The organism is Curtobacterium sp. Curtsp22, assembly GCF_059492135.1.
In genome coordinates this window covers 2928573-2944253 of sequence record NZ_CP168519.1, presented here as the reverse complement: position 1 = coordinate 2944253, position 15681 = coordinate 2928573, and the positions used below count along the sequence as shown (strand labels likewise).

The following is a 15681-nucleotide window of genomic DNA, read 5'->3' as shown; positions in this document are numbered from 1 at the left end:
GGGGTGACGAGTAAGAACTATACGCAGCGTTCAGCGGGTGCGCCAAGACGGGCCACATCCCGGGCGTGTCGCGTTGTGCAACACGCGCGGCCCGGACGCAGCGATGCCCGGCTCCCGCCAGGGGAACCGGGCATCCACGAGCGGCGACGATCAGGAGAGCGTCACGCCGGCCAGGGTCTTCTTGCCACGACGGAGCACGAGCACTCCCCCGGGGAGGGCGAGGTCGGACAGCGGCGCGGTCGGGTCCTCGGCGCGGGTGTTGTTCACGTACACACCACCCTGGTCGATGGCGCGACGGGCTTCGCCGAGGGACTTCACCAACTCGGTGTCGACGAGCGCTCGGGCCACGTCCGCATCACCGGGCAGCGCCACCGACCCCGGGAGCTCCGCGATCGCCGACCGCAGGGTGGTGGCGTCGAGCGCGCCCAGGTCGCCGTTGCCGAACAACGCCGCGGAGGCATCGATCGCCGCCTGCGTCGCCTCGACCCCGTGCACGACCGCCGTCACCTCGAACGCGAGGGTCCGTTGCGCCTCGCGCCGGAACGGCTCGTCGACCACGGCCTGCTCGAGCCGCTCGATCTCGGCGCGGGACAGGAACGTGAACTGGCGGAGCCGGGCGATCACGTCGGCGTCCGTCGTGTTGAGCCAGAACTGGTAGAACGCGTACGGCGAGGTCATGTCCGGGTCGAGCCAGATCGCGTTGCCCTCGCTCTTGCCGAACTTCGTGCCGTCGGAGTTCGTGATGAGGGGCGTCCCCAGCGCGTGCACCGTCGCCCCCTCGGCACGACGGATGAGTTCCGTCCCCGAGGTCAGGTTGCCCCACTGGTCCGAGCCGCCCGTCTGCAGGGTGCACCCGTACTGGCGGAAGAGCTCGCGGTAGTCGAGGCCCTGCAGGATCTGGTAGCTGAACTCGGTGTAGCTGATGCCCGAGTCGGAGTTCAGGCGCGCGGCGACGGCGTCCTTCTTGAGCATCGAGTTCACGCGGAAGTACTTGCCGATGTCGCGCAGGAAGTCGATCGCGGACAGCGGTGCCGTCCAGTCGAGGTTGTTCACCAGCCGCACGCCGTTCTCGCCGTCGGGGCTGAGGAACCGCGACACCTGGCCCTGCAACCGCGTCACCCACTCCTGCACGGTCTCGCGGGTGTTGAGCGTCCGTTCGGCTGTCGGCCGCGGATCGCCGATCAACCCGGTGGAACCGCCGACGAGCGCGAGCGGCTTGTGCCCGGCCAGCTGGATCCGGCGCATGGTGAGCAGCTGCAACAGATTCCCGCAGTGCAGGGACGGCGCCGTCGGGTCGAAACCGCAGTAGTACGTGATCGGCTCGCCGTCGAGGGCCTCCTTGAGTGCCGTCTCGTCGGTGGAGACGTGCACCAGATCACGCCAGCGCAGTTCGTCCCAGACCGAGGCGAAGGTCGGGTCGTTCTGCTGGCGCGTCAGGACATCGTGAGCGGATTCACTGGACACCCAGCCATCGTAGCGGCGCGCGCGGTCCAGGAGGCGCGGGTCGTGTCCGTCAGTCGAGGGCGCCCTTGTGCCGCCGGTACGTCGACACCGTCGGGTCACCGGTGAGCCAGAAGCGCCAGGGGAACCGCGCGCCGCCGGCGATGCCGCCGACTCCGGTGCGCGGCCCTCGTGATATCCGCGGGACCGGACCGTTCCCCGCCGGGCCGGTCACGGTCTCGGACAGGAGTTCCTCGACGACGCTGGTCGGTCCGACGGCGGCGATCCGCGCCTCCAGGCCGGGAGCCAGTGTCAGCACGTACGGGCCGGAGCCGTCGAGGAGTCTGCTGCCGTCGTCCTCACCGAGCACCGCACCGAGCGCTCCGCCGAGGTTGCCGGGACCGCGCGCGAGCGCGACGTCCGTGACGGAGCCGCCGCGGCGGGAACGGGCGGTCTCGAGGCCCTCGACGACCTGCGCGCCCCGCAGCAGCGATCCCGACGACGTGCCCTCCGGCGCACTGACGACGTTGACGCACGTGTGGATGCCGTAGGAGCGGTAGGCGTAGAGCGTCCCGGGCGGTCCGAACAGGTGCCGGTTGCGCGGCGTCGGGCCGCGGTGGCCGTGCGAGCCGGGGTCGGTGGGGCCGAAGTAGGCCTCGACCTCGGTGATGCGCAGGGTCACGCCCTTGCCCGCGATCGTCGCACCGAGCAACGCCGGCGCGGAGACCGGCGCCGGTTCGGACAGCAGCGCGAGCGTGGGGTCGGTCATCGGGTGAAGGGCACGCCCTCCGCGAGGTCGCGGACGCGACGGGTGAGCGACACGAGCTGTTCGGCGACGCGGTCCGGCGCGGTGCCGCCGATGCCGGCGCGCGACGCGACGGAACCCTCGATGGTGAGGACGCCGCGGACCTCGGGCGTGAGGTGTTCGGACACCGTCCGGTACTCGTCGTCGGTGGGGTCGTCGAGTTCGATCCCGCGCTCCTCGCAGTACCGGACCAGCGCGCCGGACACCTCGTGCGCGTCACGGAACGGCACCCCCTGGCGGACGAGCCACTCGGCGACGTCCGTCGCGAGCGAGAAGCCCTGCGGCGCGAGCTCGGCCATGCGGTCGGTGTCGAACGAGAGGGTCGCGACCATGCCGGTGAAGGCGGGGAGCAGGACCTCGAGGGTGGCGACCGAGTCGAAGACGGGCTCCTTGTCCTCCTGCAGGTCGCGGTTGTAGGCGAGCGGCAGGCCCTTGAGCGTCGCGAGCAGGCCGGTCAGGTTGCCGATGAGCCGGCCCGACTTGCCCCGGGCGAGCTCGGCGATGTCCGGGTTCTTCTTCTGGGGCATGATGCTCGACCCCGTGGAGAACGCGTCGTGCAGCCGGACGAAGCCGAACTCCTTCGTGTTCCAGAGGATGATCTCCTCCGCCAGGCGGGAGACGTCGATGCCGATCTGCGCGAGGACGAACGCGAACTCGGCGACCACGTCACGAGCCGCCGTGGCGTCGATCGAGTTGTCCGCGGGGCGGGCGAACCCGAGCTCGTGGGCGATCGCCGAGGGGTCGAGGCCCAGCGAGCTCCCCGCGAGGGCGCCGGCGCCGTACGGGCTCACGCTCGCGCGGTCCGACCAGTCGCGGAGCCGCTCGAGGTCACGGACCAGGGGCCACGCGTGTGCGAGCAGGTGGTGTGCGAGGAGGACCGGCTGCGCGTGCTGCAGGTGCGTGCGACCCGGCATGATCGCGCCGGGGTGCTCGTTGGCCTGCTGGGAGATCGCGTCGACGAGGTCGATGACGAGGTGCCCGATGCGGCGACCGTGGTCGAGCATGTGCATCCGACCGAGCGTCGCGATCTGGTCGTTGCGGCTCCGGCCGGCGCGCAGCTTCCCGCCGAGCTCGGGGCCGAGGTCGGCGATGAGGAGTCGTTCGAGGGCGCCGTGCACGTCCTCGTCGCTGTCGGCGGGCTGCAGCGTGCCGTCGGCGTGCGCGGACTCGAGGCGGTCGAGGCCGGCGAGCATCCGCTCGAGCTCGTCGGCCGTCAGGTACCCGGCGGTGTTGAGGGCGCGGGCGTGGGCGCGGGAGCCGGCGATGTCGTAGGGGGCGAGCTGCCAGTCGAAGTGGGTCGATCGGGAGAGGGCGGCGAGTTCGGCGCTCGGGCCGTCCGCGAAGCGGCCACCCCAGAGGGCGCCGGTGTTGGTGGCGTCGGTCTTGGCGGCGGGCTGGTTCGCGTCGGTCATGGTTCTCTCGTCGTCCGGTCGTGGGTTTGGGGGCGGGGTGCCTGGGCGCTCAGTTGGCCAGGTCGCGGCGGGCGGAGATCTTGCTCGGCAACGACCAGATGTCGATGAACCCCTTCGCGTGCGACTGGTCGAAGGCGTCGCCCGTGTCGTAGGTCGCGAGGTCGAAGTCGTAGAGGCTCTGGCTGGAGCGGCGTCCGGTCACGACGGCTCGGCCCGCGTGGAGCCGGAGTCGGACGTCGCCGGAGACGTGCTGCTGGGTGTGGGCGATGAAGGCGTCGAGGCTCCGCTTCAGGCCGCTGAACCACAGCCCGTCGTAGACCAGGTCGGCCCAGTCCGACTCGACCTGCCGCTTGTACCGGTTGACGTCGCGTTCGAGGGTCAGGTTCTCGAGCTCCTCGTGCGCGGCGATCAGGGCGACGGCGGCCGGCGCCTCGTACACCTCGCGCGACTTGATGCCGACGAGGCGGTCCTCGACCACGTCGATCCGACCGACACCGTGCTTGCCGGCGAGCGCGTTGAGCTCCTGCACGACGCGCAGCACGCTGAACCGCTGTCCGTCGATGGCGACCGGGACGCCCTGCTCGAAGGTGATCGTCACCTCGTCCGGAGCACGCGGGACGGTCGGGTCCTGCGTGTAGGCGTAGAGCTCCTCCGCCGGGGCGTTCCACGGATCCTCGAGGTGACCGGTCTCGACCGCTCGACCCCACACGTTCTGGTCGATCGAGTACGGCGAGCGCTCCGACTGTTCGATCGGCAGCCCGTGCTGCTGGGCGTAGGCGATCGTTCGGTCGCGGGTGAGCGCGAGGTCCCGCACCGGTGCGATGCTCGTCAGGTCCGGGGCGAGGGCCGCGACCGCCGCCTCGAAGCGGACCTGGTCGTTGCCCTTGCCCGTGCACCCGTGCGCCACGCTGTCGGCGCCGAGCTGCTTCGCCGTGAGCGCCAGGTGCTTCGCGATGAGGGGACGGCTCAGCGCGGAGACGAGCGGGTAGCGCTTCTGGTACAGGGCATTGGCCTGCAGCGCGGGGACGAGGTAGTCGTCGGCGAACTCGTCCTTCGCGTCGATGACGATCGACTCGACGGCGCCGCAGTCGAGCGCGCGCTGCCGGATCGCCGCCATGTCCTCGCCGCCCTGGCCGACGTCGACCGCGAGGGCGACGACGTCCTTGCCGGTGGCGTCACGCAGCCAGCCGATGCCGACGGACGTGTCGAGTCCGCCGGAGTACGCGAGGACGACGCGGTCTGCCACGGTGGTCTCCCTGGTCAGGCGGTCGCGGGGGCGCCGGTCGCGGCGGTCGCGGCGGGAGCGCCGGTCGCGTTCGCTGCGAGGAGCCAGGCGAGCAGCGCCTTCTGGGCGTGGAGACGGTTCTCCGCCTCGTCCCAGATGATGCTCCGCGGACCGTCGATGACCTCGGCCGTGACCTCGAACCCACGGTCGGCGGGCAGGCAGTGCATGAACACGGCGTCGTCGGCGGCGTGCGCCATCACCGCGTCGTCCACGCGGTACCCGTTGAAGGTGTCGAGCCGCGCCTGCTTCTCGTCTTCCTTGCCCATCGACACCCAGGTGTCGGTCACGACGACGTCCGCTCCGGAGACGGCCGCGACCGGGTCGGTCACGACGAGCACGGAACCGCCGGTCACGGCAGCACGACGCTCGGCGTCCGTGACGACCTCGGCCGCCGGGGAGAACTCGGCCGGTGCCGCGACGCGGACGTGCATGCCCGCGGTGGCCCCGGCGAGCAGGTAGGACTGCGCCATGTTGCTCGCGCCGTCGCCGATGAAGGCCACAGTCTGCCCCGCCAGGGTCCCGCGGTGCTCGCGGATGGTCAGCAGGTCAGCGAGCAGCTGGCACGGGTGGAAGTCGTCCGACAGGGCGTTGACGACGGGGACGCTCGTGTTCGCCGCCATCTCCTCGAGCCCGGCCTGGCCGTAGGTGCGCCACACGATCGCCGACACCATGCGCTCGAGGACGCGTGCGGTGTCGGACGGCGTCTCCTTGCCGCCCAGCTGGCTGTTCGCCGTCGAGATGATGAGCGGGCTGCCGCCGAGGTCGGAGATACCGACGTGGAAGGACACCCGGGTGCGGGTGGACGACTTGTCGAAGATCACAGCGACGCTCTGCGGTCCGGCGAGGGGCTTGGCACCCCACCGGTCGGCCTTCATCTGCTCGGCGAGGTCGAGGATCGCGGACTGCTCCGCCTGGCTGAGGTCGTCGTCGCGGAGGAAGTGACGGGTCATGCGGAGGTCTCCTGGGTGGTGGTGCCCTGCTCGGCAGCGACTGCGGCCAGGCTCTCGCCGAGGATCGACACGAACTCGTCGATCTCGGCGTCGGACACGACGAGCGGCGGCGCGATGCGCAGGCTCGACTCGTTCGGGGCGTTGATGATCAGGCCGCGCTCGAGCGCGGCGGCGTTGACGGCGGCGGCGACCGGGCCGGTCAGACCGACCCCGATGAGGAGGCCGGTGCCACGGACCTCTTCGACGAGGGGCGAGCCGATGCTCGCGATGCCCGCACGGATCCGCTCCCCCTTCGTCACCGCACCGGACACGAGGTCCGCGCGCTCGATCTCGGCGAGGACGGCGTTCGCCACCCGGGTGCCGAGCGGGTTGCCACCGAACGTCGAGCCGTGCTGGCCGGCCGAGAACAGTTCGGACGCCCAGCCGAAGGTGACGAGGGCGCCGATCGGGAACCCGCCCGCGATGCCCTTCGCGATCGTGATGGCGTCCGGCTCGAACCCGTGGCCCTGGTAGGTGAACCAGTTGCCGGTCCGGCCGACGCCCGTCTGGATCTCGTCGAGGATCAGCAGCGCGCCGTGTTCCGCGGTCAGGCGGCGAGCGGCGAGCAGGAACCCCTCGGGCAGGTCGACCACGCCGGCCTCGCCCTTGATCGGTTCGACGATGAGCGCGGCCACGGTGTCGTCGATCGACTCCTCGAGCGCGGCGACCGTGGAGTCGATGTGCTCGACCCCGGGGACCATCGGCAGGAAGTCCTCTTGCAGGGCGGGCTTGCCGGTGAGCGCGAGCGCGCCCATCGTGCGGCCGTGGAAGCCCTGCTTCAGCGCGAGGATGCGGGTCTTCTGCCCGTCGGCGCCCTTGTTCAGCCGTGCGAGCTTGAACGCGGCCTCGTTGGCCTCGGCGCCGGAATTGCCGAAGTACACACGGCCGGCCTCACCTGCGCCCGTGATCCGCTTGAGGCGCTCGGCGAGCTCGAGCTGCGGCGGGGTCGCGAAGTAGTTCGAGACGTGCACGAGCTTGGCGGCCTGGTCGCTGATCGCCTCGACCAGCGCGGGGTGCGCGTGGCCGAGCGAGTTGACGGCGATGCCGGCGAGGAAGTCGAGGTACTCGTTGCCGTCGACGTCCCAGACGCGACAGCCCTCGCCGCGCTCGAGCATGATCTTCGGCGGGGTCAGGGATCGCATGAGCGACGCCCCGAACCGGTCGTTCCAGGTCTCGGTCTGCGTCTCGGTGCTCACTGCGGCTGTCCCTTCTCGGTCGTGCTGGCCACGTGTTGGCCGGTGGTGCTGCTCGTCGACGGTGCTGCGACGCGTCGGCCGATCTCGGCGTGGGTCATCTGGTTCTCGGTGCGTCGGCTCGGGTCCGGGATCACCTCGGTGCCGGCGCCGCGCAGGGTGAAGACCTCGAGCAGGATCGAGTGCGGGATCCGCCCGTCGATGATCGTCGCGCCGCCGACCCCGCCGACCACGGCGTCGAGGCACGCGGTCATCTTCGGGATCATGCCCGACTCGAGCGACGGCAGGAGCGCGCGGAGTTCCTCGACCGCGATGAGGTCGACGATCGAGTCGCGGTCCGGCCAGTTGCGGTACAGGCCGGGGACATCGGTGAGCATCATGAGCTTCGACGCCTTGAGGGCGATCGCGAGCGCGCCCGCCGCGGCGTCGGCGTTCACGTTGAGCGCCTGGTCCGGGTGGGCGTCGTCGATGGCGATGCTCGACACCACGGGGATGCGGCCGGCCTCGATCGCGGCGAGCACACCGGAGGGGTCGACGTGCGTGATGTCGCCGACGTGCCCGAGGTCGAAGTGCTCGCCGTCGACGACGACGCCCTTCTTCTCGCCGGTGAACAGCGAGCCGCCGTCGCCGAAGACGCCGACCGCCAGGCCCTCGCCGTGCTCGTTCACCAGGTCGACGATCTCGCGGTTGACCTCGCCGGCGAGCACGTCGCGGACGACCGTGATCGCCTCGGTCGTGGTGACGCGGTAGCCGCCGCGGAACTCGGACGCTATGCCCTGTTCCTTCAGCGCCGCCGAGATCTGCGGGCCGCCGCCGTGCACGACCACCGGGTGGAGGCCGGCGTACCGGAGGTAGACCATGTCCTCGGCGAACGCGCGCTTGAGGTCCTCGTTCACCATGGCGTTGCCGCCGAACTTGACGACGACGATCTTGCCCGAGAACCGCTTCAGCCACGGCAGGGACTCGATGAGGGTCGCGGCCTTGACGGTCGCGAGCTCGTGCTCTTCTTCCTTCGAGAGGATGCTGTCGTCGGCCATCAGCTGGAGTACGCGCTGTTCTCGTGGACGTAGTCGTGCGTGAGGTCGTTCGTCAGGATCGTCGCCGAGAACGGTCCGACGCCGAGGTCGATGAGGACGTCGGTGTCGCGCGGCGTCAGGTCGACGCGGTCGCTCGGCTCGTCCGGTGCGCCGGCGTGGCAGACACGGACCCCGTTCATCGAGACGTCGACGGCGTACGGGTCGAACTCGGCGTCGGTGGTGCCGATCGCCGCGAGCACCCGGCCCCAGTTCGGGTCGTTGCCGAACACCGCGGCCTTGAACAGGTTGTTCCGGGCGACGCTCCGGCCGACCGTGACGGCGTCGTCCTCGGTCGCGGCGTTCACGACGTGGATCGCGATGTCGTGGCTCGCGCCCTCGGCGTCCTGCTGCAGCTGCCGTGCGAGGTCGGCGCAGACCGCGGTCAGGGCTTCTTGGAAGTCGCCGACCTCGGGCGTGACGCCGCTCGCACCGGAGGACAGCAGCACCACGGTGTCGTTCGTCGACATGCAGCCGTCCGAGTCGACCCGGTCGAAGGTGACGCGGGTGGCGGCCCGGAGCGCCTGGTCGAGCTCGTCCGAGCCGACGACGGCGTCCGTGGTGATCACGACGAGCATCGTCGCGAGCCCGGGTGCGAGCATGCCCGCGCCCTTGGCCATGCCGCCGACGGTCCAGCCGTCCTCGGTGACGACCGACTGCTTCGGCTTCGTGTCGGTGGTCATGATGGCGGTCGCGGCGTCCGGACCGCCGTCGGCCGACAGTGCCGCACTCGCGAGATCGACGCCCCTGAGGACGTTGTCACGGAACGTCTGGTCGCCGACCCCGATGAGGCCGGTCGAGCAGACGACGACGTCGCCGGCGCCGATGCCGAGCGCCTCGCCCACGGCTTCGGCGGTCATGTGGGTGGTCTGGAAGCCGAACGGACCGGTGAAGCAGTTCGCGCCGCCGGAGTTCAGGACGACCGCTCGGGCGGTGCCGTCACCGACCGCCTGACGCGACCAGATCACGGGGTGCGCCTGGGCACGGTTGCTGGTGAAGACCGCGGCCACTGCGGCGTCCGGCCCGTCGTTGACGACGAGGGCCACGTCGGGCTTGCCGCTCGACTTGAGACCGGCCGTCACGCCCGCCGCGCGGAAGCCCGCTGCCGCGGTGACGCCCTGGAGGCCCGGGTCGGTGTGGGTGGGCTGGCTTGCGTCGGTCACGGTGCGACTCCGTCCACGCTGAGGCCGAGGGTCTCCGGGAAGCCCAGGGCGATGTTCGTCGACTGGACCGCGGCACCGGCGGTGCCCTTGGCCAGGTTGTCCAGCGCGCTCACCGCGACGACGCGACCGGCGGCTTCGTCGACCGCGAGCCCGATCAGTGCGGTGTTCGCGCCGATGGTGTCGGCGACCCGGGGGAACTCGCCCTCGGGCAGGAGGTGCACGAACGGCTCGTCGGCGTAGGCCTGCTCCCAGGCGAGCCGGACGTCACGGGCGCTCACACCGGGCGCGAGCTTCGCGGTCGTCGTCGCCAGGATGCCGCGGGACATGGGGACGAGGACCGGCGTGAACGAGATCGTCACGTCGGACGCGCCGGCGACCACGAGGTTCTGATGGATCTCCGGGATGTGGCGGTGATTCCCGCCGACCGCGTACGCGCTCGCGGAGCCCATGATCTCGGACGCCAGGTACGTGTTCGCGAGCTTCTTGCCGGCACCGCTCGGGCCGACGCTCAGCACGGCCACGAGGTCGTCCGACTCGATCAGCCCGGCCTGGATGCCCGGCTGGATGCCGAGCGTGACCGCGGTCACGTTGCACCCGGGGACGGCGATCCGCTTCGTCCCCACGAGCGCCGCCCGCTGCCGGCTCTGCGTCTGGATGTCGTCCACGTCACGCCACTCGTCCGCCGACCCGGGCGTCGGCGCCGCGTGCAGCAGCTCCGGCAGCCCGTAGGTCCACGCGCCGTGGTAGTCGCCGCCGTAGAACGCTTCCCACGCCGCCGGGTCCGTCAGCCGGTGGTCCGCGCCGCAGTCCACGACGAGGGCGTCGTCGCCGAGCTCCGCGGTGATGGCCCCGGACTGGCCGTGCGGCAGCGCGAGGAACACGACGTCGTGTCCGCGCAGGTTCTCCGCCGTCGTCGGCTCGAGGGTCAGGTGCGACAGCGAGCGGAGGTGCGGCTGCGTCGCGATGAGCGGCTGTCCGGCGTTCGAGAACGCCGTCACCGTCCTGACGTCGAACTCGGGATGGGCGGAGAGCACGCGCAGGAGCTCACCGCCCGCGTAGCCGGAGGCTCCCGCCACGGCGACGGATACGGACATGGGATTCCACCTTTGGTCGGACTGGTCGTCGAGAGAGTCGGAGGCGGCGGCCCCGGGCGGTGCTGGTCCCGATGGGATCAGTCGCGCAGGGTCGCCCCGAATCGCTCGCCGGCACGTCGGACGGCGCCGTCACGGGCCTCAGTGGCCTCGGCAGCGGTCAGCGTGCGGTCCGTGGCACGGAAGCGCAGCGCGAACGTCAGGGACTTCTGTCCCTCGTCCACGCCGGTGCCCCGGTAGTCATCCACGAGCCGAGCATACTCCAACAGCTCTCCGGCACCAGTGCGCACCGCATCCAGTACGTCACCCGCCGGTACGTCGGCACCCACCACGAGGGACAGGTCCTGCGTCGCCGCCGGGTAGGACACGATCGGTGCCACCGAGACCAGTTCGGGTGCCGCCCGGACCATGGCGTCGAGGTCGAGTTCGACGATCGCGACGACGCGCGGCAGGACCGCTGCCTCGGTCAGCTCGGGCAGGAGTTCACCCGCGACGCCGACGACGGTCCCGTCCACGAGGAGCGATGCCGCGCGGCCCGGGTGCAGGGACGGGTGCGTCGTCTGCGCCACCGTGAGCTCCACACCGACCGCCCACGCGACGGCGCGCGCGACGTCGAGTGCGTCCGCGATGCCGTACGGCTCGGGCTGCACGCCGGGCTGCTTCACGACCCGGTTGCCGGTGAGCAGCGCGGACACGTGGAACGGCTGCGGCGGCAGGGACGCGTCGAGCGCGGCGAGGGTGTCGCGGTCCGGGAGCACGGCGCCGGCCGGGACCGTGTCGGTACCGAGCGTCTCGCCCACGACCGGCAGGAACACCCGCGAGGTCTCGTAGAGCGCGACGTCGACGAGGCCGCGCGACACGTTGCGGCGGGCGGCGTCGACGAGTGCCGGCACCCCGCTGCGACGGAGGAGGCTCTGCTCGCTGTCGAGGGCGTTCGCGAGGACCACGCTCGGCCCGCCGGCGCCGTCGATGCCCGGGTAGGCGTCCTGCGTGGCCTGCGACACGAAGGGTGCGGTGACGACCTCGACCAGGCCGTCGGCGGCGAGTGCGGCGGCGACGCGGCGACGTGCCTGCTGGTGACCGGTCAGGCCACGGCCGGGCGGCGCGACGGGGAGGACGCTCGGGATGCGGTCGTAGCCGACGATGCGCGCGACCTCTTCGACGAGGGTGGTGTCGTCGGTGAGGTCGGGGCGCCAGGTCGGCGGCACCACGGCGAGCGTGTCCCCGTCGACGTCGACCGACGCACCGATCGCGCGCAGGGTGTCGATGACCTCGGCGTCGGTGTAGTCGACGCCGACGAGCTCGGCCGGACGGGCGATGCGCATCGTGACCGTCGGACGGGGCTCGGTGTCGACGAGCGTCGAGCCGAGGGGGTCCGCGGTGCCGCCCGCGAGCTCGACGAGGAGCTCGACCGCACGGTTCGCAGCAGCCTCGGCCACAAGCGGGTCGACACCGCGCTCGAAGCGTCGGGACGCCTCGCTCGGGAGCTTGTGCCGACGCGCGGTCCGGGCGATGGAGGTCTGGTCGAAGCCGGCGGCCTCGATCAGGACGTCGGTGGTGGCGTCGGAGATCTCGGTCCGGGCACCGCCCATCACGCCGGCGAGGCCGACGGGACCGGAGTCGTCGGTGATGACGAGGTCTTCCGGGTCGAGCGTCCGTTCGACGTGGTCGAGGGTCGTCAGGGTCTCGCCGGCAGCAGCACGACGGACACCGAGCCCGCCCTGCAGCGTCCGGAGGTCGTACCCGTGCAGCGGCTGACCGAGCTCGAACATGACGTAGTTCGTGATGTCGACGGGCAGCGAGATCGACCGGACACCGGCGAGGGCGAGACGCGAGACCATCCACGCCGGGATCTTCGCGGTCGGGTCGATGCCACGGACGACACGGGTGACGAACGTGTGCGCGCCGACCCGGCCACGCACCGGGGCCTGGTCGTCGATCACGACCGGGAAGCCCTCGGCGCTGCGGGGGGTGACCCGCTCGACCGGGTCGTGGAAGGTCGCGCCGGTGGCGTGGGCGTACTCGCGGGCGACGCCGCGCATGCTCAGCACGTACCCGCGGTCCGGGGTCACGTTGATCTCCACCGCGGCGTCGTCGAGACCGAGGAGCGCGATGGCGTCCGCGCCGACCTCGGGCTCCATGCCGAGGTCCGCGAAGCGGAGGATGCCGTCGTGCTCGTCGCCGAGACCGAGCTCGCGTGCCGAGGCGATCATGCCGTCGGACACGTGCCCGTAGGTCTTGCGTGCTGCGATCGGGAACGGCCCGGGCAGGACGGCGCCGGGGAGCGTGACGACGACGAGGTCGCCGACGTCGAAGTTGTGCGCGCCGCACACGATGCCGCGTGGCTCGGGCTCGCCGACGTCCACCTGGCACCAGTTGATCGTCTTGCCGTTCTTCTGTGGCTCGGGCTCGCGCTCGAGCACGCGGCCGACGACGATCGGGCCCGTGAGGTCGTAGGTGTGGACGTCCTCTTCCTCGAAGCCCACCGACACGAGCGCCGCGTGGACGTGCTCGAGGGTGACGTCGTCGGGGAGGTCGACGGACTCGCCGAGCCAACGGAGTGGGACGCGCATCAGACCACCGTTCCGAACTGCTGCGAGAAGCGGATGTCGCCCTCGAGGAAGTCACGCATGTCGTTCAGGCCGTTGCGGAACTGCAGCGTCCGCTCGATGCCCATGCCGAACGCGAAGCCCTGGTACTCGGCCGGGTCGATGCCGGCGGCGCGCAGGACGTTCGGGTTGACCATGCCGCAGCCGCCCCACTCGACCCACCGGGCGCCGCCCTTGGCGTTCGGCTGCCAGACGTCCATCTCGGCGCTGGGTTCGGTGAACGGGAAGTAGTTCGGGCGGAGACGGATCTGCGCCTCGGCCCCGAACATCTGGCGCGCGAAGTGCTCGAGCGTGCCGCGCAGGTGCGCCATCGTCAGGCCCTTGTCGATCGCGATGCCCTCGACCTGGGTGAAGACCGGCAGGTGCGTGGCGTCGAGCTCGTCGGCGCGGTACACCCGGCCCGGCGCGATGACGTAGAGCGGCAGGTCGCGCGAGAGCAGCGACCGCACCTGCACCGGGGAGGTGTGCGTGCGCATGACGAGGTGGCGCTCGACCGGCTCGACGAAGATCGTGTCGGCCATGGCCCGGGCCGGGTGGTCCGGGTCGAAGTTCAGCGCGTCGAAGTTGAACCACTCGTGCTCGAGCTCGGGGCCTTCCGCGACTTCCCACCCCATGCCGACGAAGATGTCGGCCACGGTCTCGTTGAGGAGCGACAGCGGGTGCCGCGAGCCGGGCGCGCGGCGGACCGGGAGCGCGGTGACGTCGATGCGCTCGGCGTCGAGGCGTGCACGTTCCTCGGCTTCGGCGAGCACGGACTCCTGCTCGGCGATCGCCGCGTTCACCTGCCCACGGGCCTGTCCGACGAGCTTGCCCGCGGCCGCCTTCTGCTCCTTCGGCACGCTGCGCATCGACGCGTTCATCCGCGCCAGCGCGGACTGTTCGCCGGTGTGCTCGGCCCTGGCCTGCTTCAGCTCGGCGACGGTCGTCGTGGCGCGGACCGCCGCGAGGGCCCGGTCCACGGCGTCGGCGACGGCCGATTCGCTGATCTCGAGAGGTTCTGACACGAGACCCAAGCCTACCGGCCCGTGGGATACCGCCGTCCGGTACCGGACGGTCTGGGGAGGAGTCCCCCGATCAGTCGCCTGTGGAGGGACGAGCCGTGCGCTGCGCGAACGCCGACTCGTACAGGCAGACGGACGCCGCGGTCGCGAGGTTCATCGACTCCGCCTTGCCGTAGATCGGTACCTTCACGGCGCGGTCGACGAGGGCGAGGTCCTCGGTGGTCAGACCACGTGCCTCGTTGCCGAACACCCACGCGGTCGGACCGTCGAGCATTCCGTCGGCGCGGACCTCGGGCAGGTCGTCGCCCGAGACGTCGGCGGCCAGGATCGTGTACCCGAGGCCCCGGGCACGGGACACCGCGTCGGCGAGCGTCACGCCGACCGACACCGGCACGTGGAAGAGCGAGCCCGTGGTCGACCGCACGACCTTCGGGTTGTACGGGTCGACGCTGCGCCCGGTGAGGACCACCGCGTCGGCGCCGGCGGCGTCGGCCGCACGGATGATGGTGCCGGCGTTGCCCGGATCACGCACCTCTTCGAGGATCGCGACGATCCCCGACAGGCCGCCACGCGCCTCCTGGGCGGCACCGGCGTCGGGGAAGACGTCCTTCACCGACGTCGGGAACTGCTGGCACACCGCGACGACGCCCTGCGGCGTCACGGTGTCCGCCATCGCGTCGAGGACCTGTTCGGTCACGAACCACGTGTCGACCGGCGCGTCGTCGAGGCCGTAGCGCGCGGCCGCCGTCGGGGTCACGTAGAGCTCGCGGAGGAGCTCCGGGCGGTACTCGATCGCCTCACGCACCGCCTGCGGCCCTTCGAGCAGGAACAGGCCCGTGTCGGCGCGCACGTCCTTCTTCGACAGCGCTGCGACGGCTCGGACACGGCCGGCCTTGGGGTTCTCGAGGAGATCGCTCACGGGACAAGTCTAGGAACGACGAAACCCCCGCCGGACCGGCGGGGGTTTCGCGAGCAGAAGAACTGACTACGCAGCCTTCGGGGCCGAGGTGTCGGCCGGGAGCGCCTTCTTGGCGGTCTCGACGAGCGCCGCGAACGTCTCGGGGTTGTTCACCGCGAGGTCCGCGAGGATGCGACGGTCGACCTCGACGCCGGCAAGGCCGAGGCCCTGGATGAGGCGGTTGTAGGTCAGGCCGTTCGCACGCGACGCGGCGTTGATGCGCTGGATCCAGAGGCGACGGAACTCGCCCTTCTTCGCGTGACGGTCGCGGTACGCGTAGACGAGGGAGTGGGTGACCTGCTCCTTGGCCTTGCGGTACAGACGCGAACGCTGACCGCGGTAGCCCTCGGCGCGCTCGAGGATGACGCGGCGCTTCTTGGCGGCGTTGACCGCTCTCTTTACTCGTGCCATTGATCTATTCCTTTACGTTCTGCGGGGCTCAGTGGCCGAGGAGCTTCTTGACGTTCTTCGCGTCAGCCTTGGCGAGGACCTGGTCCTCGTTGAGGCGGGCCTTGCGCTTGGCGCTCTTGACCTCGAGGTTGTGACGCATACCGGCCTGCTGCTTCATGATCTTGCCGCTGCCGGTGACCTTGAAGCGCTTCTTCGACCCGGAGTGGGTCTTCTGCTTGGGCATGGTGGTGCCTTTCCGTGGGATGGATGGG

14 protein-coding genes are annotated in these 15681 nt (G+C 71.1%); all 14 read right to left on the bottom strand.

Annotated elements, in window-relative coordinates:
- Nucleotides 1-150: 150 nt before the first annotated feature.
- Nucleotides 151-1464 carry a tyrosine--tRNA ligase gene (tyrS, locus tag ACEN8D_RS14285; protein ID WP_413398337.1) on the bottom strand — a complete coding sequence of 438 codons (1314 nt, stop codon included), beginning with the start codon at nt 1462-1464 and terminating at the stop codon, nt 151-153.
- A 49-nt stretch (nt 1465-1513) separates the two neighbouring features.
- A complete protein-coding gene (locus ACEN8D_RS14280; RefSeq protein WP_413398338.1) occupies nt 1514-2209 on the bottom strand; it encodes a DNA-3-methyladenine glycosylase in 696 nt (231 codons plus the stop codon).
- On the bottom strand, nt 2206-3657 hold the full coding sequence (gene argH, locus ACEN8D_RS14275) for an argininosuccinate lyase (RefSeq protein ID WP_413398339.1): 1452 nt from the start codon (nt 3655-3657) through the stop codon (nt 2206-2208). Before argH ends, ACEN8D_RS14280 begins: the two co-directional genes overlap by 4 nt.
- A 49-nt stretch (nt 3658-3706) precedes the next feature.
- The gene (locus tag ACEN8D_RS14270; protein WP_413398340.1) at nt 3707-4903 is read right to left on the bottom strand and encodes an argininosuccinate synthase; all 1197 of its coding nucleotides are present in this window, start codon (nt 4901-4903) and stop codon (nt 3707-3709) included.
- Nucleotides 4904-4917: 14 nt separating this feature from the next.
- Nucleotides 4918-5892, bottom strand: coding sequence for an ornithine carbamoyltransferase (gene argF / locus ACEN8D_RS14265; protein WP_413398341.1), 975 nt, complete (start codon nt 5890-5892; stop codon nt 4918-4920).
- Entirely contained in the window at nt 5889-7127 is a 1239-nt protein-coding gene (locus tag ACEN8D_RS14260; protein WP_309776960.1) for an acetylornithine transaminase, read from the bottom strand. The genes argF and ACEN8D_RS14260 overlap by 4 nt, the downstream gene beginning before the upstream one ends.
- Nucleotides 7124-8161 (bottom strand): acetylglutamate kinase, encoded by a 1038-nt coding sequence (gene argB, locus ACEN8D_RS14255; RefSeq protein ID WP_071302045.1) that lies wholly within the window; start codon nt 8159-8161, stop codon nt 7124-7126. Before argB ends, ACEN8D_RS14260 begins: the two co-directional genes overlap by 4 nt.
- Entirely contained in the window at nt 8161-9360 is a 1200-nt protein-coding gene (gene argJ / locus ACEN8D_RS14250) for a bifunctional glutamate N-acetyltransferase/amino-acid acetyltransferase ArgJ (RefSeq protein ID WP_413398342.1), read from the bottom strand. Before argJ ends, argB begins: the two co-directional genes overlap by 1 nt.
- Entirely contained in the window at nt 9357-10454 is a 1098-nt protein-coding gene (locus ACEN8D_RS14245; protein ID WP_413398343.1) for an N-acetyl-gamma-glutamyl-phosphate reductase, read from the bottom strand. Before ACEN8D_RS14245 ends, argJ begins: the two co-directional genes overlap by 4 nt.
- Before the next feature lie 77 nt (nt 10455-10531).
- Nucleotides 10532-13024: a phenylalanine--tRNA ligase subunit beta gene (gene pheT / locus ACEN8D_RS14240; protein WP_413398344.1), complete on the bottom strand. Its 2493-nt coding sequence runs from the start codon at nt 13022-13024 to the stop codon at nt 10532-10534.
- Nucleotides 13024-14064, bottom strand: coding sequence for a phenylalanine--tRNA ligase subunit alpha (gene pheS / locus ACEN8D_RS14235; protein ID WP_413398345.1), 1041 nt, complete (start codon nt 14062-14064; stop codon nt 13024-13026). Before pheS ends, pheT begins: the two co-directional genes overlap by 1 nt.
- Before the next feature lie 70 nt (nt 14065-14134).
- Nucleotides 14135-14980 (bottom strand): TrmH family RNA methyltransferase, encoded by an 846-nt coding sequence (locus tag ACEN8D_RS14230; RefSeq protein ID WP_413398346.1) that lies wholly within the window; start codon nt 14978-14980, stop codon nt 14135-14137.
- Nucleotides 14981-15046: 66 nt separating this feature from the next.
- Nucleotides 15047-15430, bottom strand: coding sequence for a 50S ribosomal protein L20 (gene rplT / locus ACEN8D_RS14225; RefSeq protein WP_022908516.1), 384 nt, complete (start codon nt 15428-15430; stop codon nt 15047-15049).
- A 28-nt stretch (nt 15431-15458) separates the two neighbouring features.
- Complete coding sequence (gene rpmI, locus ACEN8D_RS14220; RefSeq protein ID WP_022903519.1) at nt 15459-15653, bottom strand: 50S ribosomal protein L35; 195 nt, start codon at nt 15651-15653, stop codon at nt 15459-15461.
- Between the last annotated feature and the right edge of the window lie 28 nt (nt 15654-15681).